General features: G+C 71.4%; 26 protein-coding genes. 12 read left to right on the forward strand and 14 right to left on the reverse strand.

Going from position 1 to position 23,285, the window contains the following annotated elements; all coding sequences use genetic code 11:
* The first annotated feature begins 33 nt into the window (after positions 1-33).
* A complete protein-coding gene (locus tag ACFO6V_RS03670; protein ID WP_377132342.1) occupies positions 34-1,635 on the forward strand; it encodes an NAD-dependent epimerase/dehydratase family protein in 1,602 nt (533 codons plus the stop codon).
* 16 nt (positions 1,636-1,651) lie between these two features.
* On the opposite strand, the gene ACFO6V_RS03675 is transcribed toward ACFO6V_RS03670, so the two are convergent.
* From ACFO6V_RS03675 to ACFO6V_RS03695, 5 genes are all read right to left on the reverse strand, one after another.
* Positions 1,652-1,903 (reverse strand): CDGSH iron-sulfur domain-containing protein, encoded by a 252-nt coding sequence (locus ACFO6V_RS03675; protein WP_377132344.1) that lies wholly within the window; start codon positions 1,901-1,903, stop codon positions 1,652-1,654.
* 10 nt (positions 1,904-1,913) lie between these two features.
* Positions 1,914-3,062, reverse strand: a complete 1,149-nt coding sequence (locus ACFO6V_RS03680) for a YihY/virulence factor BrkB family protein (RefSeq protein WP_377132346.1) — start codon at positions 3,060-3,062, stop codon at positions 1,914-1,916.
* A 183-nt stretch (positions 3,063-3,245) separates the two neighbouring features.
* On the reverse strand, positions 3,246-3,872 hold the full coding sequence (locus tag ACFO6V_RS03685; protein WP_377132348.1) for a DUF3618 domain-containing protein: 627 nt from the start codon (positions 3,870-3,872) through the stop codon (positions 3,246-3,248).
* Positions 3,869-4,360: a phage holin family protein gene (locus ACFO6V_RS03690; protein WP_377132350.1), complete on the reverse strand. Its 492-nt coding sequence runs from the start codon at positions 4,358-4,360 to the stop codon at positions 3,869-3,871. Before ACFO6V_RS03690 ends, ACFO6V_RS03685 begins: the two co-directional genes overlap by 4 nt.
* Positions 4,344-5,084 (reverse strand): hypothetical protein, encoded by a 741-nt coding sequence (locus ACFO6V_RS03695; RefSeq protein WP_377132352.1) that lies wholly within the window; start codon positions 5,082-5,084, stop codon positions 4,344-4,346. Before ACFO6V_RS03695 ends, ACFO6V_RS03690 begins: the two co-directional genes overlap by 17 nt.
* A 239-nt stretch (positions 5,085-5,323) precedes the next feature.
* Here ACFO6V_RS03695 and ACFO6V_RS03700 point away from each other — a divergent pair, with 239 nt between their 5' ends.
* Entirely contained in the window at positions 5,324-6,457 is a 1,134-nt protein-coding gene (locus ACFO6V_RS03700) for an iron-containing redox enzyme family protein (protein ID WP_377132354.1), read from the forward strand.
* A gap of 119 nt (positions 6,458-6,576) precedes the next feature.
* Positions 6,577-7,353, forward strand: a complete 777-nt coding sequence (locus ACFO6V_RS03705) for a PAS and ANTAR domain-containing protein (protein WP_377132356.1) — start codon at positions 6,577-6,579, stop codon at positions 7,351-7,353.
* Between the two features lie 56 nt (positions 7,354-7,409).
* Here the strand turns inward: ACFO6V_RS03705 and ACFO6V_RS03710 are convergent, their stop codons facing one another.
* A complete protein-coding gene (locus ACFO6V_RS03710; protein ID WP_377132358.1) occupies positions 7,410-8,687 on the reverse strand; it encodes an MFS transporter in 1,278 nt (425 codons plus the stop codon).
* A 389-nt stretch (positions 8,688-9,076) separates the two neighbouring features.
* Between ACFO6V_RS03710 and ACFO6V_RS03715 the strand changes: the two genes are divergently transcribed.
* Genes ACFO6V_RS03715 through ACFO6V_RS03730 form a run of 4 tightly spaced genes read left to right on the forward strand, consistent with a single transcriptional unit; the run spans position 9,077 to position 13,429 of the window.
* Complete coding sequence (locus ACFO6V_RS03715; protein WP_377132360.1) at positions 9,077-10,336, forward strand: sugar ABC transporter substrate-binding protein; 1,260 nt, start codon at positions 9,077-9,079, stop codon at positions 10,334-10,336.
* Positions 10,333-11,289 (forward strand): carbohydrate ABC transporter permease, encoded by a 957-nt coding sequence (locus tag ACFO6V_RS03720; protein ID WP_377132363.1) that lies wholly within the window; start codon positions 10,333-10,335, stop codon positions 11,287-11,289. The genes ACFO6V_RS03715 and ACFO6V_RS03720 overlap by 4 nt, the downstream gene beginning before the upstream one ends.
* Positions 11,286-12,152, forward strand: coding sequence for a carbohydrate ABC transporter permease (locus ACFO6V_RS03725; RefSeq protein WP_377132365.1), 867 nt, complete (start codon positions 11,286-11,288; stop codon positions 12,150-12,152). Before ACFO6V_RS03720 ends, ACFO6V_RS03725 begins: the two co-directional genes overlap by 4 nt.
* A gap of 32 nt (positions 12,153-12,184) precedes the next feature.
* On the forward strand, positions 12,185-13,429 hold the full coding sequence (locus ACFO6V_RS03730; protein WP_377132367.1) for an enolase C-terminal domain-like protein: 1,245 nt from the start codon (positions 12,185-12,187) through the stop codon (positions 13,427-13,429).
* Positions 13,430-13,579: 150 nt separating this feature from the next.
* Here the strand turns inward: ACFO6V_RS03730 and ACFO6V_RS03735 are convergent, their stop codons facing one another.
* From ACFO6V_RS03735 to ACFO6V_RS03755, 5 genes are read right to left on the reverse strand one after another with little or no spacing between them, the layout of a single operon-like run.
* Positions 13,580-13,873 carry a helix-turn-helix domain-containing protein gene (locus ACFO6V_RS03735; protein WP_377132369.1) on the reverse strand — a complete coding sequence of 98 codons (294 nt, stop codon included), beginning with the start codon at positions 13,871-13,873 and terminating at the stop codon, positions 13,580-13,582.
* Positions 13,874-13,930: 57 nt separating this feature from the next.
* Positions 13,931-14,683 (reverse strand): succinate dehydrogenase/fumarate reductase iron-sulfur subunit, encoded by a 753-nt coding sequence (locus ACFO6V_RS03740; protein ID WP_377132371.1) that lies wholly within the window; start codon positions 14,681-14,683, stop codon positions 13,931-13,933.
* Complete coding sequence (locus tag ACFO6V_RS03745; protein ID WP_377132373.1) at positions 14,680-16,680, reverse strand: fumarate reductase/succinate dehydrogenase flavoprotein subunit; 2,001 nt, start codon at positions 16,678-16,680, stop codon at positions 14,680-14,682. Before ACFO6V_RS03745 ends, ACFO6V_RS03740 begins: the two co-directional genes overlap by 4 nt.
* An 18-nt stretch (positions 16,681-16,698) precedes the next feature.
* Positions 16,699-17,538: a hypothetical protein gene (locus tag ACFO6V_RS03750; protein WP_377132375.1), complete on the reverse strand. Its 840-nt coding sequence runs from the start codon at positions 17,536-17,538 to the stop codon at positions 16,699-16,701.
* The gene (locus tag ACFO6V_RS03755; protein ID WP_377132377.1) at positions 17,535-17,828 is read right to left on the reverse strand and encodes a hypothetical protein; all 294 of its coding nucleotides are present in this window, start codon (positions 17,826-17,828) and stop codon (positions 17,535-17,537) included. Before ACFO6V_RS03755 ends, ACFO6V_RS03750 begins: the two co-directional genes overlap by 4 nt.
* Before the next feature lie 132 nt (positions 17,829-17,960).
* Between ACFO6V_RS03755 and ACFO6V_RS03760 the strand changes: the two genes are divergently transcribed.
* The 5 genes from ACFO6V_RS03760 to ACFO6V_RS03780 all read left to right on the forward strand — a co-directional run bounded on the left by ACFO6V_RS03760 (position 17,961) and on the right by ACFO6V_RS03780 (position 20,733).
* Positions 17,961-18,992: a protein kinase family protein gene (locus tag ACFO6V_RS03760; protein ID WP_377132379.1), complete on the forward strand. Its 1,032-nt coding sequence runs from the start codon at positions 17,961-17,963 to the stop codon at positions 18,990-18,992.
* Between the two features lie 30 nt (positions 18,993-19,022).
* Positions 19,023-19,277 (forward strand): hypothetical protein, encoded by a 255-nt coding sequence (locus ACFO6V_RS03765; RefSeq protein WP_377132381.1) that lies wholly within the window; start codon positions 19,023-19,025, stop codon positions 19,275-19,277.
* Positions 19,278-19,358: 81 nt separating this feature from the next.
* Positions 19,359-19,553: a hypothetical protein gene (locus ACFO6V_RS03770; protein WP_377132383.1), complete on the forward strand. Its 195-nt coding sequence runs from the start codon at positions 19,359-19,361 to the stop codon at positions 19,551-19,553.
* 114 nt (positions 19,554-19,667) lie between these two features.
* On the forward strand, positions 19,668-20,201 hold the full coding sequence (locus tag ACFO6V_RS03775; protein ID WP_377132385.1) for an RNA polymerase sigma factor: 534 nt from the start codon (positions 19,668-19,670) through the stop codon (positions 20,199-20,201).
* Between the two features lie 55 nt (positions 20,202-20,256).
* On the forward strand, positions 20,257-20,733 hold the full coding sequence (locus ACFO6V_RS03780; RefSeq protein ID WP_377132387.1) for a peroxiredoxin family protein: 477 nt from the start codon (positions 20,257-20,259) through the stop codon (positions 20,731-20,733).
* Between the two features lie 13 nt (positions 20,734-20,746).
* Here ACFO6V_RS03780 and ACFO6V_RS03785 read toward each other — a convergent pair whose 3' ends face one another.
* The 3 genes from ACFO6V_RS03785 to ACFO6V_RS03795 all read right to left on the reverse strand — a co-directional run bounded on the left by ACFO6V_RS03785 (position 20,747) and on the right by ACFO6V_RS03795 (position 23,270).
* Positions 20,747-21,622 (reverse strand): oxygenase MpaB family protein, encoded by an 876-nt coding sequence (locus tag ACFO6V_RS03785; protein ID WP_377132389.1) that lies wholly within the window; start codon positions 21,620-21,622, stop codon positions 20,747-20,749.
* 34 nt (positions 21,623-21,656) lie between these two features.
* Positions 21,657-22,523, reverse strand: coding sequence for a formate/nitrite transporter family protein (locus ACFO6V_RS03790; RefSeq protein ID WP_377132391.1), 867 nt, complete (start codon positions 22,521-22,523; stop codon positions 21,657-21,659).
* A gap of 195 nt (positions 22,524-22,718) precedes the next feature.
* Positions 22,719-23,270, reverse strand: a complete 552-nt coding sequence (locus tag ACFO6V_RS03795; protein WP_377132393.1) for a 4'-phosphopantetheinyl transferase family protein — start codon at positions 23,268-23,270, stop codon at positions 22,719-22,721.
* Positions 23,271-23,285: the final 15 nt, after the last annotated feature.

Below are 23,285 nucleotides of genomic sequence, written 5' to 3' on the forward strand. Positions count from 1 at the left end.
GCGAGTGCACCGGGCCGGTGTGACCGTGATCTCATGCGTGTAGTCGTCGTGGGAGCCACAGGGAACGCCGGGACCGCGCTGCTGCGGGCGCTGCACGCCGAGCCGCGGGTCACGTCCGTGCTCGGCATGGCCCGGCGGTTGCCCGACCGGAACGCCGAACCGTACCGCTACGCCGAGTGGGCGCCCGTCGATCTCGCGGCCGAGGACGGCCCGACGGACGGCGCCGAGACCGGGGCCGATGCCGTCGTCGGCCAGCTCACCGAGCACTTCCGCGGCGCCGACGCCGTCGTCCACCTCGCGTGGCTCGTCCAGCCCAACCGCGAGCGCGACCTGCTGCGCCGCACCAACGTGGAGGGCACACGCCGGGTGGCCGACGCCGTCGCGCGGGCGGGCGTGCCGCACCTGGTGGTCGCGTCCTCGGTGGGTGCGTACTCCCCGGTCGACGACGACGGTCCGCGCCGCGAGGACTGGTCCACCGGCGGCGTACCGACGTCGCACTACAGCGTGGACAAGGCGGCGCAGGAGCGGGTGCTGGACGAGCTGGAGGCCGAGCATCCAGAGGTCACCGTGGCACGCCTGCGCCCCGCGCTGATCTTCCAGGCGGACGCCGCCCAGTCGGTGGTGCGTTATTTCCTGGGACCGCTCGTACCGACGCAGCTGCTGCGGCACGGCCGTCCGCCCGCGCTGCCGCTGCCGACCGGCCTGCGTCTGCAGGCGGTGCACGCCGATGACGTCGCCGATGCCTACCGGCGTGTCGTCGTCAAGCGGGCCGGCGGCGCGTTCAACGTCGCGGCGGACGACGTGCTGCGCGGTGCGGACCTCGCACGGATCGTCGGCCACGGGCGGCTGGTCGAGGTGCCGCCCGCCGTCGTCCGCGCGGCGCTGGCCGCCGCCTACGACGGCCGGATCGTCCGCGCCGACCCTGGCTGGCTCGACATGGCGATGACCGTGCCGGTGCTGGACACCTCCCGGATCAGGGCCGAGCTGGGCTGGGTGCCACGCCGCACGGCGGCACAAGCCGTGGAGGACCTGCTCGACGGCATGGCGGCCGGGCAGGGTGCGGGCTCGGCTCCACTGCGCCCCGCGAGCCCTCGGCCGGCAGGGGCGTCGGTCCTGCCGCTGCGGGCCCGGGGCGACCTGCGGATCCCGGACACGATGGACCGCTACCTGTTCGGCCTCTATCTCTCCGAGCACTTCACCGCTTCGACGGCCGGCCTGGGGCGCCTGGAGCGCATGACCCGCGCCTTCCGGGACACGCCCTTCCACGCCGAGCTGGCCGAGGTCACCGAGCAGCTGCGCGGCGAGCGGGAGCTCTACCGCGACCTGCTGGACCGGCTGGACGTGCCGCGCCGCCGGTACCGCCAGGTCGCTGCATGGGCGGGCGAGAAGGCGGGCCGCCTCAAGCTCAACGGCCGGGTGGTCGAGCAGTCCCCGATGACCATGGTGTTCGAGCCCGAGGTGATGCGGGCGGGAGTCCTCGCCAAGATCGGTGGCTGGCAGACGCTGCGCGAGCACGCCGACGAGATCGGCCTGGACCCCGCGCAGCTCGACGAGCTGATCGCCCAGGCGCACCAGCAGATCGACGTGCTGGCGCGGTTCCACGCCTACGCGCGCCGGCGGGCGTTCCGGGTCTAGCGCACTAATCGCCGCGTCAGTCCGTGGAGCGGTAGCCGTTCACCTTGTGCGTCCCGTCGCACCACGGTGCGATGGCGGTGCCGCCGCAGCGGCACAGGGCCACCGTGGCCCGACGGCGCTCCACGGGCTCGCCGTCGGGGCCGAGGATCGTCGCCGGGCCGCGCAGCAGCAGCGGGCCGTCGGGGCAGGCCGTGACCGTGACCTCCGGGGCGCCGCCACGGGACGCCTCCTCCGCGCGGGCTGTCAGGGACTCGTCGAACGTCGTCATGCGGTCTCCCTCAGGCTGGGTGGTCGGTGCGGTCGTCGGTGCGCCGATTCTTGCTCGCGCCGTCCTTGTCAGCGCCATCCTTGTCAGCGCCATCCTTGTCAGCGCCGTCCCGCTCGGCGGCGAGCCGCAGCTCCCGGCCGCGCTCGACCTCCTTGAGATGCTTCGCCTCCCGCTTCTCGCTCGCGCGGGCGTCCTTGGGCGGCAGCTGCACCGTCTCCTCCGCGGCGATGCCGCCCTGGAGCTCGCGGCCCCGCTCCAGCTCGGCGTCCAGCTCCGCGCCGAACAGCAGCGCCAGGTTGGTGATCCAGAGCCACAGGAGGAACACGATGATGCCGGCGAGCGACCCGTACGTGGCGTCGTAGCTCGAGAACGTCGCCACGTACAGCGCGAACGCTGCGGACGCGAGCGCCCACACGAGGATCGCGACGAACGCGCCGACGCTGAGCCAGCGCATCCTGGGCTGCCGCACGTTCGGGGTGACGTGGTACAGGATCGCCACGAGCACGACGACGAGCAGCAGCACCACCGGCCACTTGGCGATGCTCCAGACGGTCACGGCGGTCGACCCGAGGCCGACGGCGTCACCGACCGCCTGCGCGACCGGCCCGCTCAGCGCCACCGCCGCCACGATCAGCGCCGCTATGACGACGGCCACGAGGGTGACCAGCAGCATCACGGGGCGGAGCTTCCAGACGGGCCGGCCCTCGTCGATCTCGTAGATCTGGTTCATCGCACGTCCGAAGGCGCCGACGTACCCGGAGGCGGACCACAGTGCCAGCGCCACACCGACGAGCAGTGCGAAGCCGGCCTTGCCCCCGCCACCGGCGGCGTTCTGGACGAGCGGTTCGACCACGGACAGCACGTCGGGCGGCAGGACGCCGTCCATCGTGCCGATCACGCGCTCGACCGCCTGGCCTCCGTTGCCCACGAGACCGAGCACCGAGACCAGCGCGAGCAGCGCGGGCGCCGCCGCGAGCACCGCGTAGTAGGTCAGCGCCGCGGCCAGGTCCGTGCACTGGTCGCGCGAGAACTGCCGCACGGTGTTCCGCAGGACGTACGTCCACGTCCGCTTGCGCAGATCCGGGGGTGCGTCCGGCTTGCGCCGGTCGTCCGGATGCGGGGCGTCGGTCCGCTCGGACGTGTCGTTGATCTCGGCCATGTCATCTCCCACGTTCGCGCTCGACGCTGCTCGCTCGACAGCACCGGCCGCCGGCTGCCGTTCCCCTCGCCGGCTCGGTGTGACCAGTCCCCAGAACTGGTCACACCGAGCCGGTCACACCGAGCCGGTCACTCAGTACCGGTCCCCAGAACCGGCCACCGAGAACAGGTCACCGAGTACAGGTCACTCGGAGCCCGACGCCCGCGAGCGGATGTCGGACGCGGCCTCGCGGCCGTGCTCACCGACCGCGCGCGCCGCATCCTTCGCGGCATCCCCCACGGCCTGGACGCTCTCCCGCGCCGGCTCCTCGAGGTCGTGCACCAGCTCGGTCGCGGTCGACTTCGCGCCCTCGACGAGCGGCGCGGCCTTCTCCTCGACCGCCTTGACGGCGCGCTGCTCGGCGCGGCTCGACGGCACGAGCGATGCAATCACGAGGCCCAGCCCGAAGGCCACAAGACCCGCTGCCAGCGGGTTGCCCTGGGTCTGCTCGCGCACCTTGCGTGGCGCCGACCCGGCCGTCTCGGCGACGGACGACGCGGCGTGCCGCGCCGACTCGGCGGCAGACGACGCCGCCTCCCGGCCACGGTCGGCCAGGTCGTGCGTCGTGCCCTGCGCCGAACCGACCGTGTCGTGGGCCGTGCCCATGACACGGTCCTTGACGCGCGAGATGCCGTCCTTCGCCTGGTCCACCTTGCGGCGGGCCACGCTGCTCGGGTTCACCTTCTCGCCGAGCGTGTCCACGTCGTAGCTCAGCTCGGCGCGGGTGCGCTCGATCTCTTCCCGGATCTCCTGCGGGTCGCTGGTGCTCATGCGTTCCTCTCCTCATGTCCTCGCAGTGCGTCAGGGATCTTCTTGACCGAGTCGGCGGTCTGGGGCAGGCCCTCCACCGACTGCAGCTCCTTCTTGCCGCGCATGGCGAGCACAGCGGCGATCACTGCCCACACGGCAGCGACGACCAGCCCCGACCAACCGAGGCCCATGACCGTGCCGAGCGCCCACCACAGCGCGAGGGACAGGAACAGCAGGACCATGTAGCCCGCCACCCCGGCGCCGCCGAACATCCCGGCGCCCTTCCCGGCCCGTTGCGCGGACTGCTTCGCCTCCGCCTTGGCAAGCTCGATCTCCTGCCGGACGAGCGTCGAGAGGTCACGGCTGACCTCGCCGACGAGCTCGCTCACGCTTCGCTGGGCGGCCTCGGCGGACGGGTCACCGAACCCCGTGGACGCCGTCGGCACGCCCTCGGCCGTCGTACGCGGTGCCGCGCTGGACGCGGCGAAGGGGTCACGGGTTCCGGACATCGGTGTCACCTCCGAAGGCCTGCGGGCCCGTGCCGTCAGGCGTGGTCGGCTGGAACGCGGGCGGCGGATAGGCGCTGCTCAGACCGCCGGAGCTCGTGGTTCCCGTGCTCTCGTGACCCGCCGTCGTCGGATAGCCGGTGGCGTACCCGGACGTGTCCGATCCGGTGCCGGACTGGCCAGGACCGTCCGAGGGGGCGTCCTTCGCGCTCCGGAGGAACCGCCCGACCAGCAGGCCGGCTCCCGCCGCCATCGCGAGGAACATGCCTGGACGGCGCCTGGCGAAGTCCTCGATCTCGTGCAGGACAGCCGCGGGCTCGCGGTCCTCGAACCACTGCGCGACCTGCTTGGTGGCGTCGCCCGCCCGGTTGACGAGCTCGCTCGCGTAGCCGGGTTCCTGGGTGCCGCTCGCCATCTGGCTCAGCTCGTCACCCAGCGTCCGCAGGCCGCCGGCCAGCTTCTGCTGCTGGGAGCCGGCCTGCGAGCCCAGCTCGGACCGTGCGCGGTCCGCGAGGCCCCGCACCTGGTCGGTGGCCTCGTGGGCGACCTCGCGCGCCTTCTCCTTGGCGTCCTGGGCCGTCTCCCGGCCTGCGTCGCCTACGTGCGACGCCGTCTCGGCAAGCTTCTCCTTGACGCTGGACGTGTCCTGTCCAGGACTGTCGTGCGTCTGGTCCGGCGCCCACGTGCTCTGCGAACCAGACCGTGCGCCGTATGGGACATCGCTCATGGTCGGACTCCTGTCATCGTCCGCACCCGGACGGACCGGGCGCGAATCGTGGAGCACGGACGCCCGTGCTCCACCAGTGCGGCCGCTTCCTGACCTCGCCCACCAACGTAGGACGACGAGAACCACTCGCAACCCGGGAGCGGCACTCGGTCGCACGTCTCGCGAGCGAGCCGCTTCTCGCTCAGGATGAACGCGGCGTCGAGCAGGGGCGCGGCCGGTGCACGAACAGGAGCCTCAACATGACCACAACCCCGGTGCGGGACCACATCTCCACGAGCGCCACCGAGGAGAGCGCCTCGCGCTCCGGCGCCCGGCTGCCGCTCCCCCGTCCGCGCGGCCCGCTGAGCTCGGCGCTGCTCGCCGCGCTCACGGCCGGACCGCCCACCGACGACACCTACGCCGAGCTCGCGCGGTTGCGGGAGACGGCCACCGACGCTCTGCGCCGCGAACACGAGGGCGGGGTGCTGCACGACGGCGACTTCCAGCTCACCCTCACCGTCCTGTACGGGCTGCACCACCGAGGTATCGACGGTGTCGACGACGCGTGGGAGTGGGACCCGGCGCTGCTGGGTGTCCGGCAGTCGCTGGAGCGGCCGTTCGAGGCGGCGGTGCGTGCGCGGGCGGGACGGCCGACGTGCGACGCCACCGACGCCGCAGGCGTCGCCCGTCGGCTGTTCGAGCTGGCCGAGGCCGATGACTCCCCGAGCATGTCGCGCTACGTCGCCAGGCACGCGGACGCGGACCAGGCACGCGAGTTCCTGGCCCTGCGCTCGGTCTACCAGCTGATGGAGGCCGACCCGCACACCTGGGCGATCCCGCGGCTGTACGGCACGCCCAAGTCGGCCCTGGTGGAGATCCAGGCCGACGAGTACGGCAACGGCCGTCCGGGGCACCTGCACGCGGAGCTCTTCGCGCGCACCATGCGCAGCGTCGAGCTCGACGACACGTACGGCCGGTACCTCGGCACGGTGCCGACGCCATCCCTGGTCTCGCTCAACACCATGTGGCTGTTCGCGCTGCACCGCCGGCTGCGCGGCGCGATCGTCGGGCACCTGGCCGCGTACGAGATCACCTCGTCGATCCCCAGCCGGCTGTACAGCAGCGGCTTTCGGCGCCTCGGGTATGGCGCCGAGACGACGGGCTACTTCGACGAGCACGTGGAGGCAGACTCGGTCCACGAGCAGATCGCGGCGCGCGACCTCGCGGGCCGGCTCGTGGAGCAGCAGCCCGCGCTTCTCGACGACGTCCTCCTCGGGATGGCCGCATGCCTGGCGGTCGAGGGCGACATGGGCGCGTACGCGCTCAGCCGCTGGAAGGAGGGCGAATCCGCCCTGCTCGCACCCCTCGAGAACACGGCTTCGGCAGGGGCCTGACCTGCGGTTTCGGCAGGAACCTCGAGGGCTCGACTGTCCGAATCGTCCGAACCCCTCTATACTCTGGGACACGGGGTCATGAAGCGGCTCCAGGTCCGCAGGGGATCTGGGAGGTTCATATGTCAGCCGTCACTCAGCTCGAGACGGACTTTGCCGAAGAGGCCGGGAACGACGCCGGAGCCAGCACGCAGGGCTTTTCCGCGGCAGATCTGACTCGCGCCCTCGGCCTGGGAACCAATCTTCTGGTCGGCCGATACAGCGTCGACCTCGCCTCCGGCACCTGGTGGTGGTCCGACGAGGTCTACACCATGCACGGATGGAAGCGGAACGAGGTCGAGCCGGGCTTTGAGGCACTCGGCTCCCGCAAGCACCCCGACGACCGGGCCCGCGTGGTCCGGGCCGCCGGGGAAGCACTTCGACTCGGTAAGCCCTTCGCGTGCGCGCACCGGATCGTGGACCGGAGCGGCCGGACCCGATCGGTGGTCGTCACCGGTCAGGGCTCGCAGAACGCCCGCAGCCGGTCGCCGCAGCTGGTCGGTTACGTCGTCGACGTCACGCCGGTCCAGAAGGAGGCGCTCGACCGCCGGTCGGAGTCGGTGGTGAACCGCGCCTTCGTCAGCCAGGCCACGATCGAGCAGGTCAAGGGCGTCCTCGTGGCGGTGCGGGGTGTCGACGAGGCCAAGGCCACGGAGATCCTGGTCGGCGCCGCACGCGACGCCGGCGTATCCCTGCGCCTGGCGGCCGAGCAGGTCATGACGGCGCTCCAGGCCCGGAAGGACGGCGCGAGCACGACACCGGACGTCCTGGACGAGGCGTTCGCCACCATCCACCCCGTCAGCCGACCGCGGGGTCACGACCCCCTGCTGACCCGGCGGCCGCGCAAGACCAAGGGCTGACTCAGGGCTGACCCGGCCGGTCGCTGGTCCAGCCGCCCGCGAAATCGGTCCGTTCCTCACCCCGCCTCCTGACTTCGGTCCTTTGCTTCGAGATCGGTCGTTTGATTGACCGAATTCGAAGCAAAGGACCGAAGTGAGCGTGCTGCTCGTGCAACCGACCGATAGAGCGCGAGGGAGAGCACCACCAGCACGAGCCCTGCCAGGGGTGCCTGCACGAGCCCTCCCGACGGACCCCAGGCGTCCGCGGCGCGTCCCGCCAGGGCCGCCGCGAGCGCCGATCCGGCCGCACTCGCGGAGTTGTTCCAGGTGAAGGCCTGGGTGAGCGCCGTGGGCCGGACGGCCCGTTCGGTCAGGACGGTCAGCAGCACGAGGGTCGGCGGGATCGCGGCCTCCGTGAGCACGACGGCGGCCCCGAGCCACAGCGCGGAGGGCGCAAGCGGGAGCAACATCGCCGTCGCCGTCAGGTAGATCGCGGCGAGCACCAGCTGGCGGTGTGCCGGGGTGGGGTGCCTGCGCAGCCCGTAGACCCAGCCGGCGAGCAGTCCGCTGAGGCTCGCGGCGGCGATGATCGGCGTCGCGACGGCGGGGGTGCCGTGGCTGACGGCGAATGCGGTGACCCCCACGCTCATGGTGCCGAAGTACAGCCCGATCGCGAGATTGAGCAGCGCGAGGAGGAGGAACGCCGGCTGCAGCAGGGAGGAACGTTCCCGTGGCGCCCCCTCGGCGTTCCCGCGGGCCGGGGGTGGCGCGGTGCCGCGTTGGACGGCCAGGGCCGCGCCCCCGCCGAGGATCAGGGCTGCGGCGAGCCCCGTGGCCAGCGCCGGGTGCCCTGCCGCGCCGAGCGCGGTGACCAGCACCGGGCCGACGAGGAACGCGGTGGCGTTGGCCAGCGACTCCAGGGAGAAGGCGCTGGGCAGTTCGTCGGCCCGTTCGGCCCGCAGCAGGTGCGCCCAGCGCGCGGCAGAGAGGGCGCCAAGCTGTGGCACCGCTGCGCCGGCGCAGGTGGCGGCGACGACGGCCGCCGTCGACGTCGTGGACAGGAGCAGGCCGACGACGGCGGCGCCGTGCCCAAGGAGGTAGAACGGCAGCATGCGGGTCTGGCCGACCCGGTCGATCAGCCGCGCCAGCTGCGGGCCGACCAGCGCCTCGGCCAGGGCGAACCCTGCGGCGGCGAGGCCCGCCGTCGTATAGGAGCCCGTGCGGTCGTGCAGCAGCCAGACGAGGCCGAGGCCCGTCATGGCGATGCCAACGCGGCCAAAGGCTGCGGTGAGAAAGAAGGCGGCTGCGCCGGGTGTGCGCAGCAGAGGGCCGTAGCCGGTGTCGGCTCGGGGCATGACGTGTCCTCATCGCCGCCCGGCGGGACGGGCCACCCGGGGTCGCCGGCGCCGGGAAAGGGTGCGACCCGTGGCCCGCCTGGGGACATCCAGGGTTGCGGTGGGGCGGGGCACGCGCCCCCTCCGCCGCCCCCGTCACCGGGCAGAACAACTCTGCGGCCCAGGACAAGTCGGCCCTGGACGAGTTCCTCGAACGTAGCAGGACCGGGACGACCGCCGGTAATGCACTCGCGGCATCAGTGCATGCATTTCCGGTTCTGGACAGCATGGCCGTGACGTTCCTACGGTGGCGATCATCTTTCACCCCCTCATGAACGACGGAGCTCATGACCAGAGCAAAAGCATTAGCCGGTCTCGCCGCAGTCCTTGCTCTCGCGGGATGCTCCGGGATGACGGCAGCCGCAGAAGTGGACCAGGTGCCCGCCCAGGAGCAGTCGCTCGAGATCTGGCAGCGCAAGGGACCCGGCAGCCCCTCCGACCTCATCGGGCAGGAGCTCGTCCGTGAGTTCACGAAGGAGACGGGCATCCCCGCGACCATGACCTCGATCTCCGACAACTTCGAGATCAAGCTGCAGCAGCGTGCGGTGCAGCGGAACCTGCCGGACATCGTCATCAACGACACCGCCCAGCTCGGCAACATGCAGAGCCAGGGCTTCCTGCGCGAGATCGATCCGGAGCAGATCGAAGGTTCCGAGGACATCAACGAGCGGGCCTGGGACGGCGCCCGCTCCTACTTCGGCGGCTACTACGGCGTGCCGATGACCGCGCACACCGTCGCACTCTTCAACCGCAAGGACTGGCGGGAGAACCTCGGGCTCCCGGTGCCCGACGACTGGGACTCCCTGGTCGCCATGTGGCGCGGCTACGTCGAGGACGACCCCACTGGCACCGGCGAGCAGGTCGCGGGCATCGCCGTCCCGGGGACCACCGAACGGGGCTACATCTCGTGGAACACCTCCACGTTCTTCTGGTCGGGCGGCGGCGAGTACTTCGAGGAGACCCCGGAGGGCTACCGCTCCGCCGTCGCGGATGACAGCGCTGTCGCCGCCGCTACGTGGATCCGGGACCTCGCCTGCACCGAGGGCGTGCTGCAGCCGGGCGCGAGCAGCCAGGACACGACGAACACGAAGGAGACGTTCCAGACGGGCGGCGCCGGGTCGTTCCTCGTCGCACCCTACGAGCTGCCCGCGCTCGTCGACGGTCTGGGCGACGACCTCGAGGTCATCCCGCCGCCACCCGGTCCGGCCGGGCTCGTCACCCTCGCGGAGGGCAACAATGTCTACCTCATGGCGGGGTCGGCGAGCGAGAGCGCACAGGAGCGTTTCGCCGAGTACGTGATCTCGCCCGAGGGCCAGAAGATCGGCATGGCCGGGCACGAGGACGGCAACATCGTGCGGCTGCCCGTGAACTCGACCGTCGACATGGACGGCATGCGGGACCCCGAGGAGTGGAAGACGTTCCAGGAGCTGTACGACAACAACGGCAGGTACGTGCCCGCCGTGCCCAACTGGACCCCGTTCCTCACCGCGTCGGCGAACACGCTCAATGCCCTGATCAGCGACTGCTCGCTCGACGTGCGCACGGAGATGGAGGAGCTCGACCAGGTGTTCACGGCGGAGCTCGCCGACCAGGAGGTGCTGGCGCCATGACCGTGCAGACCCGTACCGCGCTGACCCGAGAAGGGGCGCCGACCCAGCCGCCGTCCGGCCGCGCGCCCGTCGAACGACGAACCAGCCGCCGCCTCGGCGCCTGGTGGATCCCGTGGGCCTTCCTCGCCCCGGCGCTCGTGCTCTTCGTCTACTTCAAGTTCATCCCGATGGGCCAGGCCTTCGTGATGAGCTTCCAGGACGTGCAGCCGTACCTCGGCAACTCCTGGGTGGGCTGGGACAACTACCGCGCGCTGGTCGCGACGGACGAGTTCCTCGCCGCGGCCGGGCACACGGCGATCATCGCCGTCGCGCAGACCACCGGCGCCGTCCTCGTCGGGTTCGCGCTCGCGCTCCTGCTCGAAGGCCAGGCCCGCAGGCTCTGGTTCGTGCGTTCCGCGGCGTTCCTGCCCGTCGTCGTGCCGACGGCGGTGATCGCCGAGCTCTGGCGCATCATCTACCACCCCACCGACGACGGGCTGGCCAACAGCATCATCGGCTTTTTCCTTATCGAGCCGTCGCAGTGGATCAACTCACCAGACACCTCGCTGCTGTCGGTGATCCTCGTGGGCATCTGGCGCGACGCGCCCTACGACATGATCATCATCATCGCCGGCCTGGTCGGCGTGGACCGGTCGCTCTACGAGGCCTCCGCGCTCGACGGCGCGGGCTGGGTCCGCCGGATCCGGTACGTGACGCTGCCCGCGCTGCGTCCGGCGCTCGCCATCCTGCTGACGCTCGCCGCGATCCGGGCGATGCGCATCTTCACCGAGGTGTACCTCCTGACCAACGGCGGGCCCAACGGGTCGAGCGAGGTGCTCATGACGCTGATCTACCGGCTCGGGTTCGAACGGGTGGAGCTCGGGGTCGCCGCCGCCGGCTCCGTGGTGCTCCTGCTGGCCACCATCGTCCTGACGCTTCTGGTGCGCTCCGGCGTGCGCAAGGGGGAATCATGAGCAAGAACCTCGACACGGCGCTGGGCCTGGGCGCCCAGAACAGCTGGTGGATCCGGGCGATCACGGCCCTGGTGTGCGCGCTCGTCGTCCTGACCTTCGCCGGGCCGCTCATCGCGATCCTGGTCGGGGCGTTCGACGGCTCGCGCGACCCGTCCCGGCTCTCGCTGTTCCCGACCGACCTCACGCTGGACAACTGGCGGGCGGCGCTCAACCGCGACGTCCTGCGCTACCTGGCGAACTCGCTGTTCGTGGTCGGCGTCGGGCTGCTGCTGCAGATGGGCGTGTCGGTGCTGGCGGCCTACGCGCTGGCCCGCAAGAAGTTCCGCGGCGCCGGCATCGTGCTGGTCCTGATCCTCGCGACCATGATGCTGCCGGAGGAGATCCTCGCGATCCCGCTCGCCGTGGTGCTGTCCGACCTGCCCCTGCTGCACCTGAACCTGACCGACTCGCTGGCCGGGATGATCGTGCCGATCGTCGCGTGGGGTTTCGCGATCCTCGTCATGACCGAGTTCATGAAGGAGGTGCCCAAGGAGCTGGAGGAGGCCGCGCGGCTCGACGGCGCGGGCGAGTTCCGCGTCTTCTGGTCGGTGGTGCTGCCGACCGTCACCCCGGCCCTCGGCGTCATCGGCGTCTTCGGGTTCACGATGATCTGGGACCAGTACCTGCTGCCCCTGCTCGTGGCCTCGGACGCGAAGAACTACACCCTGCCGCTCGCGCTGAGCAGCCTGCGCGCGGACCCTGAGGTGGGTATCGGCGTCGTCCTCGTCGCCTCCACGCTGGCGATGGTGCCCGCCATCCTCGCCTTCCTCGGTTTCCAGCGGTCCTTCATGCGTGGTATCTCGGCGGGAGCGATCAAGGGATGAGCCAGCAAGAGATGAACAGGACTGAACAAGGGATGAGCATCATCGACGGCAGGATCACCGGCTTCACCGTCTACCCCCTCGCCTTCTCCGACCCGCCGCTGCTGAACGCCGCTGGCGTGCACGAGCCGCTGGCCCTGCGCACCGTCGTGCGGCTCGAGGCCGGCGACGTCGTCGCGTGGGGCGAGGGGCGCGGCGACGCGCTGCCCCCCGACGTCGTCCCCGCGCTCGAGGCCGAGCTGCTGGGGCTGGACGTGTTCGCGACGTCCCGCATCGAGTCGGTGGTCGACGGCGTGCTGCGGCGGCTGCGGCCCGACCTCGGCGCGCAGGCCCGCCTCATGACGTTCGCCCCGATCGAGGTGGCGGCGCTGGACGCCCAGGGCAAGCTGCTCGGCCGGCCGGTGAGCGAGCTGCTCGGCGGCGCCCTCCGGGACCGGGTCGACTACAGCGCGTACCTCTTCTTCAAGTGGGCAGGGCACATCGGGGCCGACGACGACGAGTGGGGCGCCGCCCTCGACCCGGACGGCATAGTGGCGCAGGCCGAGCGGATGATCGACAGGTACGGGTTCCGGTCGATCAAGCTCAAGGCCGGGGCGCTGCACCCCGACGTCGAGGTCGCCTCGCTCCTCGCCCTGGCCGAGGCGTTCCCCGGCCTGCCGCGGCGCATCGACCCGAACGGGGCGTGGACGCACGACACCGCGCTCGACGTGGCGCGCCGGCTGGACGGGGTCCTCGAATACCTCGAGGACCCCGTGCTCGGCATCGACGGGATGAGCCGGGTGCACGCCGAGACCGGGCTCCCGCTCGCGACCAACATGTGCGTGGTCGAGACCGAGCACATCCTCCCGGCGGTCCGGAGCGACGCCGTCCAGATCCTCCTGAGCGACCACCACTACTGGGGCGGCCTCCGCCGCACCAAGGAGCTCGCCGCGATCTGCGAGGCGACGGGCATGGGCGTGTCCATGCACTCGAACTCGCACCTCGGCATCTCGCTGGCGGCCATGACGCACGTGGCCGCGGCGATCCCCAACCTCGCCTACGCCTGCGACACGCACTACCCGTGGAACCGGGCCGACGACGTGGTGCCGGACGGCGGGATCGAGATCGTCGACGGCGCCGTGACCGTCCCGACCGGTCCCGGGCTGGGCGTCGAGGTCGACCCGGGGCGGGTCGAGGAGCTCCACGAGCGTTTCGTGCGGTCGGGCCGCGGCGCGCGGAACGACGGCGACTACATGCGGCGGGGAGACCCTGCGTTCACGGACGCGCTGCCGCGGTACTGAGCACACTGGGCGCTGACCCCGCTCTCCGGGTAACAGTTGCTCCCGAACATGTGTTGCTGACAGTCGACATTGTCGACTGTCAGCAACACACCCCCGGAAGCTACGGTCTCTCCCACCGGTCAGGACTTGGCGTCGACGAAGACGCGGTGCTCAGAAGTCGGCTGCAAGGTCTGCCGCCATCTCGCGGACGTAGGCGTGCCGGAACCGTTCCACCTCGTGCAGCGGAATGCGGTGGCGGTTGCCGCGGCGCTCCGACCGGATCTCTCCCGCGAGGATCCGGCGCTGGATCGTTGCTCGCGAGACGCCGATGCTGTCCGCCAGCTCGGCCGGCGTCATCGACGGCCGCTCGAAGGTCACGTGTGCGCGCTCACCTGCGGCGAGATGACGGCGGATCACCTGCTCCCACTCGTCGTCCGACTCGGGTGTGATCTCCAACGAGCTCATACGCGTCAGAGTATCTGAATGAACAGTTATGAGACAAGACTGTTCACCGTGTGACCGTCAGCCGCGCCGCCGCGAGATCGTCCGGCCCAGCCAGACCAGGGGGTCGTACCGCCGGTCCGCGACGCGCTCCTTCATCGGGATCAGCGCGTTGTCGGTGATGTGGATGCCCTCGGGGCAGACGTCGGTGCAACACTTCGTGATGTTGCACCGGCCGAGCCCGTGCTCCTCCTGCGCGGCGGGCACGCGGTCCGCGACGTCGAGCGGGTGCATCTCCAGCTCGGCGATCCGCATCAGGAAGCGCGGCCCGGCGAACGACTCCTTGTTCTCCTCGTGGTCGCGCACCACGTGGCAGGTGTCCTGGCACAGGAAGCACTCGATGCACTTGCGGAACTCCTGCGAGCGCCCGACGTCGACCTGCGCCATCCGGTACTCGCCCGGCCCCAGGTCGGCCGGCGGCGTGAACGAGGGGATCTCGCGTGCCTTCGCGTAGTTGAACGACACGTCGGTCACGAGGTCGCGGATCACCGGGAACGTCCGCATCGGTGTGATGGTCACGACGTCGTCGCGGTCGAACACCGACATCCGCGTCATGCACAGCAGGCGCGGCTTCCCGTTGATCTCCGCCGAGCACGACCCGCACTTGCCCGCCTTGCAGTTCCAGCGCACGGCGAGGTCGGGCGTCTGCGTGGCCTGCAACCGGTGGAGGACGTCGAGCACCACCTCGCCCTCGTTGACCTCGACGCTGAAGTCGGCCAGCGCGCCGCCATCGGCATCTCCGCGCCAGACCCGGAACGTGCCCGTGTAGCTCATGCGGTGCCTCCCATCGGATCTGGAGCTGCATCTGGATCTGCCGGTTGCCCGGGGTGCGCCGCCAGCTCGGCCGGCGTGTAGTACTTCTGGAGCTCGGAGAATTCGAACAGCGCGAGCAGGTCCTCGCGCATGGGCACCCGTTCGGCGGGCTCGACGACGACGCGCGGCACCACCTCGTTGCTGTCGGCGCAGCGCGTCACCAGCACCCGGTGGCGCCACTCGGCGTCGAGCCCCGGATGGTCCTCGCGGGTGTGCCCGCCGCGGCTCTCGGTGCGCAGCAGGGCCGACGCCGCGACCGCCTCGCTGACCATGAGCATGTTGCGCAGGTCGAGCGCCAGGTGCCAGCCGGGGTTGTACTGCCGGTAGCCCTCGACGAACACCTGCCGTATCCGCGCGCGCAGCTCGCCCAGACGCCGCTGCGCCTCGGCCACCTCCGACTCCGTGCGGATGATGCCCACCAGGTCGTTCATCATGCGCTGGAGCTCGGCGTGCAGGGTGTAGGGGTTCTCGGCTCCCGCGCCGCCGGTCCCGTCCTGAGGGTCCGACGGCGGGTCGAACGGGGCGAGCGTCATCTCCGCCGCCGCGTCGACGTCGGCCGCGCGCACGGTGGGCCTGCTCTCCAGGCCGACGACGTAGTCGGCGGCGCCCAGCCCCGCTCGCCGGCCGAACACCAGCAGGTCCGAGAGCGAGTTGCCGCCGAGGCGGTTCGAGCCGTGCATGCCGCCCGCGCACTCCCCCGCGGCGAACAGCCCCGGGACGCGCGACTGCCCCGTGTCCGGGTCGACCTGGATGCCGCCCATCACGTAGTGACACGTGGGGCCGACCTCCATCGGCTCGGCGGTGATGTCGACGTCGGCCAGCTCCTTGAACTGGTGGTACATCGACGGGAGGCGCCGCTTGATCTCCTCGGCGGGCATGCGGCTCGCGATGTCGAGGTAGACACCCCCGTGCGGAGAGCCGCGCCCCTCCTTGACCTCGGTGTTGATCGCGCGGGCCACCTCGTCGCGCGGCAGCAGGTCGGGCGTGCGGCGGTTCTTCTCCTGGTCGTCGTACCAGCGGTCCGCCTCGTCCTCGGTATCGGCGTACTGACCCTTGAAGACGTCGGGCACGTACTCGAACATGAACCGCTTGCCCTCGGAGTTCTTGAGGACCCCGCCGTCGCCGCGCACGCCCTCGGTCACGAGGATGCCCTTGACACTGGGCGGCCAGACCATGCCCGTCGGATGGAACTGGACGAACTCCATGTCGATGAGGTCCGCGCCGGCGCGGAGCGCGAGGGCGTGGCCGTCCCCCGTGTACTCCCACGAGTTCGACGTGACCTGGAACGACTTGCCGATGCCGCCCGTGGCCAGCACCACGGCGGGCGCCGAGAACACGACGAGCCGCCCCGACTCGCGCCAGTAGCCGAGCGCCCCGGCGATCGCGCCGTCGGGCCCCGCGGACGGATCTGGACCCGGACCTTTGAGCAGCTCCGTGACGGTGCACTCGGCGAACACACGCAGCCGGGCCTCGTAGTCGCCGGTCTCCGCGAAGTCGTCCTGCTGGAGGGCGACGATGCGCTGCTGCATGGTGCGCAGCAGCTCCAGCCCGGTCCGGTCGCCGACGTGGGCGAGGCGCGGGTAGGTGTGCCCGCCGAAGTGGCGCTGGCTGATCCGGCCGTCCTCGGTGCGGTCGAACAGCGCGCCGTAGCTCTCGAGCTCCCAGACCCGGTCGGGCGCCTCCTTGGCGTGCAGCTCCGCCATCCGCCAGTTGTTCAGGAACTTGCCGCCGCGCATGGTGTCGCGGAAGTGGACCTGCCACGAGTCGTTCTCGTTGACGTTGCCCATGGCCGCCGCGCACCCGCCCTCGGCCATCACGGTGTGGGCCTTGCCGAACAGCGACTTGCAGACGATCGCCGTCCGCAGGCCGCGTTCGGCCGCCTCGATCGCGGCCCGCAGCCCGGCGCCCCCGGCCCCGATGACGAGGACGTCGTACTCGTGCCGTTCGATCTCCGTCAAGGGCCGGCTCCTGTCCAGTTATCCGATGAGTCGCAGGTCGGTGATGGTCCCGCTCGCGACGAGCGCGACGTACAGGTCGGTCAGGATGAGCGAGGCGAGAGTGATCCACGCGAACTGCGCGTGCCGCGTGTTGAGCGCGGAAACCCACGTCCAGAGCCGGTACCGCACGGGATGCTTCGAGAAGTGCGTGAGGCGGCCGCCCATCACGTGCCTGCACGAGTGGCACGACGCCGTGTAGCACCACAGCAGCACCACATTCACGAGCAGCACGAGGTTGCCCACGCCCACGACGAACCCGTCCGTCGGATGCCGGAACGCGACCAGCGCGTCGTAGGTGTTGATCACCGAGATGACCACCGCGGCGTAGAAGAAGTACCGGTGGGAGTTCTGCAGGACCAGCGGGAAGCGGGTCTCGCCGTGGTACGTCGCGTGCGGCTCAGGCACCGCACACGCCGCGGGGGCCAGCGCGAACGAGCGGTAGTACGCCTTGCGGTAGTAGTAGCAGGTCAGCCGGAACAGCAGCAGGAACGGCAGGGTCAGCGCCGCGTACGGCAGCAGGGGGTGGTCCGGGAGAAACATCCCGAAGTGCGACGAGCCCGGCTCCGACGCGCACCCGAACGAGACGCAGGGCGAGTAGAACGGCGTCAGGTACCGCTCGTCCGCGAAGAAGTACTGCTGCTGGAAGGCCCGCACGGTCGCGTAGACGAGGAAGATCAGGATGCCGACCGTGGTCGCGAGCGGGGGCAGCCACCACCGGTCGCTCCGCAGCGTGCGCGCCTCGACGGCGGCCCGGCCCGGACTGTCCACACCGCGCGCGCCGACCCTTCGCCCGCCCTCGCCGCGTGCGGTGGTCGTCACGAGCGGTCGCCGTGGTAGCCGCCGAGCCCCTCGTCGTCGGCATCGCTGAACATCGCCTCGTCCAGCGGGGTGTCGGGCACGACGACGTGCTCGGGCACGCGCCCCGGGGTCCTCACCTGCCGCACGGGCTCCGCCGACAGGAGCTCCGCGGCGTCGATCTCCAGCCGCTCCAGGTCGTTCACGAGCCGGCGCACCTCCGGCGCGTCGCCGAACGCGCTGCGCACCACGGCCACGCTCTGGCGCAGCTGCTCGATCGAACGGCGGAGCGTCGCAAATTCGGTGGTCGTCATCGGGCACCTCCGTTGGCGACGCGCCTCACGACGGTGTGAGGTGCGTCACCACAGACTCTGCCGTGAACGCGCTGGTTAGGCAAGGGCGGCGCGCGCGGCGGCGCCATCTGTGCACGTGAGAGGCTGACGGCCATGTCCCGCACAGCCCGTCTCGCCGCCCACGGCGCCGCGTCCACAGCACTGTCGTTGTGCAGCGACCGCAGGCTGCGCGAGCTCGTGGACGCCGCCACGCCCATCGGCTCCGGCATCGGCGGGAAGACGGTCCTGCTGGAGGTCGAGGGGACCCCGGTGTTCGTCAAGCAGGTGCGCCTGACCGACCTCGAGCTCCGGCCCGAGAACGTCCGCTCGACCGCAGACCTCTTCGGGCTGCCGATCTTCTGCCACTACGGCGTCGGCACCATCGGCGGACCGGGGTTCGGCGCCTGGCGCGAGCTGGCCGCACAGATCATGACGACGAACTGGGTGATCGCTGGCGACTACGAGGGTTTCCCCCTGATGCACCACTGGCGGGTGCTGCCCGACGGCGGCCAGCCGCTCCCCGAGGAGCTGGCCGACGTGGACCGGGCCGTCGACTACTGGGGAGGCAGCACGGAGGTACGGCGTCGGATAGAGGCCCTGCGGGAGTCCTCGGCGAGCCTCGTGCTGTTCCTGGAGTACGTCCCGCAGAACCTGCACGACTGGCTTGGCGTCCAGGTCGACGCCGGTGGCGAGGTCGCCGAGCAGGCCTGCGCCATGGTGGAGGACGAGCTGGACGCCGGCATCTCGTTCATGAACACCCGCGGGCTGCTGCACTTCGACGCCCACTTCCAGAACATCCTGACCGACGGACAGCGGCTCGACTTCGCCGACTACGGGCTCGCGATCTCGTCCGGCTTCGAGCTCGGCCAGGCCGAGGCCGCCTTCTTCGACGAGCACCGCGGGTACGACCGGAACCTCGCCCTCACGCACCTGGTGAACTGGCTGACCGTCGCCCTGTACGGCTATGGGCCCCAGGAGCGCAGGGAGTTCGTGCGCTCCTGCGCCGAGGGGGTGACCCCGGAGGGAGCGCCCGCCGGCATCGCGGCACTCCTGGTCAAGCATGCGCCGCTGGCCGCGGTCATCGGGGACTTCTACCGCCAGTTCCAGCGGGTGAGCCGGGCGACGCCGTACCCGCTGGTCACGTAGAGCCGGATCATTGCCCGGGCGACCGATCTGGTGTTAGGTAAGGCGGGCGACGCACACGACGCTCCCGAGCTCCAGAAGCTCCTCGGGCTCATGCCACGATGCGCCTACGGCCAGGTGTTCCTGGAGGTCGGCGCCACCGGCGGCCAGCCCGACGTCGACCCGGCCGGCTGGGACATCCCGCCGGGCGTGAGCCTCACGGTCCTGCGCCGCTCCCCCGGCTCGCCGCGCGCCCGGCGCGGCCGGCTCGACCTCGCGCCGGCCCATCTGCACCGGCCTGATCTCTGAGCCGTGCCACGGCCGACGCGCCTCGGGTCATCCCGTGGGACGATCGACACCAGAACGACTGGTCGACCACGAGGAGGGACCGTGCCCGACCCATCCCGCCCCACGAGCGGACCCGACGGCGGCGACGCTGCCTGCTGGCTCTCCGAGGTCTGCGCGGAGTGCGGCGCCCTCAACGAGTCCCCGACGGGCACCTGCTGGCGCTGCGGCACCCCCCGCGACACGGCGTCCGCTGGGCCGAACCAACCGACCCCCAAGCGAGCTGCGGCGACGCCCTGAATCCTTTTGCCCTCGTGCCGACTCTTATAGGGGCCGGGACACGCTCGGCACCGGAGGAGGTCGCGTTGAACGCCTGCACAGTGGTCGGGGCCGCCCCGGGGCGGGGGCCGAGGCATGGCTGAGACCAGCTGGCCCCGGGAGTCGTTGATCGTCGCCGCGCAGGGTGGAGACGCTGCCGCGATCGCAGCCCTGGTCTCGGGATCGCACCCGCACGTGCAGCGGTTCGCGCGCACCCTGTGCGCAACACCCGAGGACGCCGAGGACTCCGCGCAGGAAGCCCTCATCATCCTGTACCGCAAGATCGGGACCCTGCGAGCCTCCGGCGCGCTCGTATCGTGGATGTTCCGGATAGTGCGCAACGAGTGCCTGCGGCGCGCCCGCCAGGCGCTGCGCGGCGACCCGGAGCTGGTGCCGCCCGAGACCACGGTCTCGGCGGAGGACGACGTCCTGCAGCGGCTCGAGGCGGAACGGGTGGCCGCGGCGGTCGCCCAGCTGCCCGCCGACCAACGCCGGGTCCTGATCATGCGGGACGTCCAGGGCTACCCCGGCAAGGCCGTCGCCGACGCGCTCGGCCTGAGCACGCCCGCCATGAAGTCCCGCCTGCACCGAGCCCGGACGACGGTCCGCGAGCTGCTGCTGCACGGCTGACGTCACAGCTGACGAACGACCCCACCACCTCACCACCACCTCACCTGGAGACCTCATGCTCGAAACCGGATCCGTGCTCCCCGACCTGGAGCTCGAAGACACCGCTGGGCGCCCCGTCCGCCTCGCCGACTACCGCGGCACGGCCAGCGTGCTGCTCTACTTCATGCGCTCGGTCACCTGCCCGGTCTGCGCCATGCACGTCAAGGACCTTGCCGCCCGGGCCGCCGACCTGGCAGCGGCCGACATCCGCGTACTGATCGTCGTCCCCGAGGGCCGGAGCGAGGCAGCGGCCTGGCAGGCACGCCGTGAGCTGCCGTTCGAGGTGGTGACCGGCCGGCACGGCTCGCCCCACGAGTCGGTGGGGCTGATGCGGAAGGTGTTCGGCGCCATGCAGCAGTCGGGCAGCCTCCTGGTCGACCGGGACGGGGTCGTCCGCCACGCGCACGCGGCAACCTTGCCGACCGGCAGCTATGACCGGAAGGGGATCACCGAGGCGATCGCCGACCTGCCGTTGGCGGATCCGCTCGGCTGACGCACCCGCCGGGTCACCATCGGCGGCCCTGGCGGGAGACGCTGTCCATGCCCCAGCGCACGGCCCGGACGGCGACTCCCCCGGCGGGGCCGCCCAGGACCCGGCTGAACCGGGTGTCCACGTCGAGCTCGGCGCGGGCCCAGCCGGGCAGGAGCGCCACCGCCCCCGCGGCCAGCAGGTAATAGGGCCCTCGGGCGGACCAGGGCAGCGGCGGCTCCCGCAGCAGGAACCGCGCGGTGTCGAGCGCCGCGGGCGTGGCCTCCAGCTCGCCGCGGTAGGACGCCAGGCGGTCGGCCAGCTCGGCCACCGTCTCCGGGACGTCCTCCGCGCCGAGCGCCCGCGCGACTCGGCCCGACTGCGCGACGTACTCGTCCGCCTCGGTCGGGTCGAGCGGCCGCACGCCGTAGCGCTGGTGCGCGGTCAGGAACGAGTCGGCCTCCGCGACGTGCACCCACGTGAGCAGGTGCGGGTCGCTCGCGCGGTACGTGCGTCCGTCCGGCGCCTTGCCTCGCACGCGTGCGTGGACGGCGCGCACGCGGTCGACCATCTCCTGGGCGTGCTCCGCCGTCGCGAAGGTCGTGTAGCCGAGGAAGGTCGAGGTGCGCGCGAGGCGTCCCCACGGGTCCCCGCGGTAGCCGGAGTGGCCGGCCACGCCCGCCATCGCGAGCGGGTGCAGCGACTGGAGCAGCAGCGCCCGCAGCCCGCCGACGAACGTCGCCGAGTCGCCGTGGACCAGCCGGATGGGGCTGTCGGGCGGGAACCAGCGAGGCCCGGGCGTGAGGTGGATCCGGTCCCGCGCCTCGTACCCACCGGGCCCGGCGACCCGCGTGAACACCGCGTCCCCCACCCGGGCCCGCAGGCGTTCGACGGGGTTCGTGACAACCGACATACCGCCAGTATCCGCCTCCCCGAACGGGGACGGGTCAGACCAGTTCGCGCTCCCGTTCCGGCGTCGGCTCGGCCGCGGTCTCGACGAGCGCTACCGGACGCCGGCTCGGCGCCGTCCGGTAGTGCGTGGCGTACATGACCAGCCCGACGAAGGTGAGCCCGCCGACCAGGTTGCCGATGACCGTCGGGATCTCGTTCCAGACCAGGTAGTCCATGATCGTGAAGTCGGCGCCGAGCAGCAGGCCGGACGGGAACAGGAACATGTTCACGATCGAGTGCTCGAAGCCCATGTAGAAGAACAGCATGATGGGCATCCACATGGCGGCGACCTTGCCGATCACGCTCGTGGAGATCATCGCGAACACGACGCCCGTCGACACCATCCAGTTGCACAGCACGCCGCGCACGAACAGCGTGAGCATGCCGGCCGCGCCGTGGTCGGCGTAGCCGACGGTCCGGCCCTCGCCGATCACCCCGATCGCCTGGCCGACCTCGCTGGGCTCGGTCGAGAAGCCGTACGTGAAGTAGATGGCCATGAGGACGGCGACCATGATCGCGCCCGCCAGGTTCCCCACGAACACCAGGCCCCAGTTGCGCAGCACCGCGCCGACGGTGACCCCCGGCCGCTTGGCCAGCCACGCCAGCGGCGCGAGCGTGAAGACGCCGGTGAGCAGGTCGAACCCCAGCAGGTAGAGCATGATGAAGCCGACCGGGAACAGGATCGCGCCGAGCAGCGGCTCCCCCGTCTGCGTGGACACCGTCACGGCGAACGCAGCGGCGATCGTGAGCAGCGCCGCACCCATGAACGCCCGGATCAGCGTGTCCCTCGTCGACAGGTGCACCTTCGCCTCGCCGGCGTCGATCATGCGGGTCACGAGGTCCGCGGGCTTCACGTGGGTCATGGTTCTCCCAGTTCCAGGGGGCGGCTGCCGTGGTCAGAGCAAGGTGGAGCACGTTGGTCAGAGCGCCACCATGCGGTGGCGCCCTTCCCCGGAAGGGTCGCGAACCCGGGTTTCGCCTCGCGAGCCGCGGCGTTACGTTCGCGGCGCTTTTTCCTCACCGTCCGCCGTCCGACGCCGAGAGCCGTGCCGCGTGCCCTACGCGCGGATCGGCCGGGGCCAGTACGTGATCCGAGGCGCGCTCGCCGGCCCGGCGGGCGACACGAGGACCGCCGCATAGCCCGGCAGGGGCGGGCGGAGCCCGGAGATCGCGACGTCCCCCCGCGCCGGCTTCCCCGCCTTGAACAAGGCTTCCCTCGTCGCCCACGCGTGCCCGTCCGCCGGGTCGCCGAGGTCGGCGAGCCGCTGCACGTCCACGCCGACGGGCCCGCTCGGGACCAGCGCGACCACGGCTAGGAGCCCGGAGTGCGAGACAGAGACCGAGGGAACCTCCGCGCCCCGACCCACTATCCGCGGCGCCCCGTGCGGACCGCCGCACTCGGCGCAGGTGCGGTCCACCACGACGTCGGCCGGCGCGATCCCGAGGTGAGCCGCGACCGCGGTGCGCAGCATCGCCGCACTGATCAGGGACCGGCCGCGGTCGGCGGACCGGACCAGCGACTCGACCCGCGCGCGCTCAGCGGCGTCGAGCAGGCCGAGCAGATCCCGGTCCGCAGCGGCCAGCGAGGACCACCAGACCTCGGTGCTCACGACTTTCACCTCTTG

The organism is Promicromonospora alba, from assembly GCF_042654905.1.
Classification (GTDB): domain Bacteria; phylum Actinomycetota; class Actinomycetes; order Actinomycetales; family Cellulomonadaceae; genus Promicromonospora; species Promicromonospora alba.

What these genes read in the sequence shown, in the direction of transcription:
- ACFO6V_RS03670 (WP_377132342.1), top strand. Translation starts at nt 34, where the DNA reads ATGCGTGTAGTCGTCGTGGGAGCCACAGGGAACGCCGGGACCGCGCTG.
- ACFO6V_RS03675 (WP_377132344.1), bottom strand. Translation starts at nt 1,903, where the DNA reads ATGACGACGTTCGACGAGTCCCTGACAGCCCGCGCGGAGGAGGCGTCC.
- ACFO6V_RS03680 (WP_377132346.1), bottom strand. Translation starts at nt 3,062, where the DNA reads ATGGCCGAGATCAACGACACGTCCGAGCGGACCGACGCCCCGCATCCG.
- ACFO6V_RS03685 (WP_377132348.1), bottom strand. Translation starts at nt 3,872, where the DNA reads ATGAGCACCAGCGACCCGCAGGAGATCCGGGAAGAGATCGAGCGCACC.
- ACFO6V_RS03690 (WP_377132350.1), bottom strand. Translation starts at nt 4,360, where the DNA reads ATGTCCGGAACCCGTGACCCCTTCGCCGCGTCCAGCGCGGCACCGCGT.
- ACFO6V_RS03695 (WP_377132352.1), bottom strand. Translation starts at nt 5,084, where the DNA reads ATGAGCGATGTCCCATACGGCGCACGGTCTGGTTCGCAGAGCACGTGG.
- ACFO6V_RS03700 (WP_377132354.1), top strand. Translation starts at nt 5,324, where the DNA reads ATGACCACAACCCCGGTGCGGGACCACATCTCCACGAGCGCCACCGAG.
- ACFO6V_RS03705 (WP_377132356.1), top strand. Translation starts at nt 6,577, where the DNA reads ATGTCAGCCGTCACTCAGCTCGAGACGGACTTTGCCGAAGAGGCCGGG.
- ACFO6V_RS03710 (WP_377132358.1), bottom strand. Translation starts at nt 8,687, where the DNA reads ATGCCCCGAGCCGACACCGGCTACGGCCCTCTGCTGCGCACACCCGGC.
- ACFO6V_RS03715 (WP_377132360.1), top strand. Translation starts at nt 9,077, where the DNA reads ATGACGGCAGCCGCAGAAGTGGACCAGGTGCCCGCCCAGGAGCAGTCG.
- ACFO6V_RS03720 (WP_377132363.1), top strand. Translation starts at nt 10,333, where the DNA reads ATGACCGTGCAGACCCGTACCGCGCTGACCCGAGAAGGGGCGCCGACC.
- ACFO6V_RS03725 (WP_377132365.1), top strand. Translation starts at nt 11,286, where the DNA reads ATGAGCAAGAACCTCGACACGGCGCTGGGCCTGGGCGCCCAGAACAGC.
- ACFO6V_RS03730 (WP_377132367.1), top strand. Translation starts at nt 12,185, where the DNA reads ATGAGCATCATCGACGGCAGGATCACCGGCTTCACCGTCTACCCCCTC.
- ACFO6V_RS03735 (WP_377132369.1), bottom strand. Translation starts at nt 13,873, where the DNA reads ATGAGCTCGTTGGAGATCACACCCGAGTCGGACGACGAGTGGGAGCAG.
- ACFO6V_RS03740 (WP_377132371.1), bottom strand. Translation starts at nt 14,683, where the DNA reads ATGAGCTACACGGGCACGTTCCGGGTCTGGCGCGGAGATGCCGATGGC.
- ACFO6V_RS03755 (WP_377132377.1), bottom strand. Translation starts at nt 17,828, where the DNA reads ATGACGACCACCGAATTTGCGACGCTCCGCCGTTCGATCGAGCAGCTG.
- ACFO6V_RS03760 (WP_377132379.1), top strand. Translation starts at nt 17,961, where the DNA reads ATGTCCCGCACAGCCCGTCTCGCCGCCCACGGCGCCGCGTCCACAGCA.
- ACFO6V_RS03775 (WP_377132385.1), top strand. Translation starts at nt 19,668, where the DNA reads ATGGCTGAGACCAGCTGGCCCCGGGAGTCGTTGATCGTCGCCGCGCAG.
- ACFO6V_RS03780 (WP_377132387.1), top strand. Translation starts at nt 20,257, where the DNA reads ATGCTCGAAACCGGATCCGTGCTCCCCGACCTGGAGCTCGAAGACACC.
- ACFO6V_RS03785 (WP_377132389.1), bottom strand. Translation starts at nt 21,622, where the DNA reads ATGTCGGTTGTCACGAACCCCGTCGAACGCCTGCGGGCCCGGGTGGGG.
- ACFO6V_RS03790 (WP_377132391.1), bottom strand. Translation starts at nt 22,523, where the DNA reads ATGACCCACGTGAAGCCCGCGGACCTCGTGACCCGCATGATCGACGCC.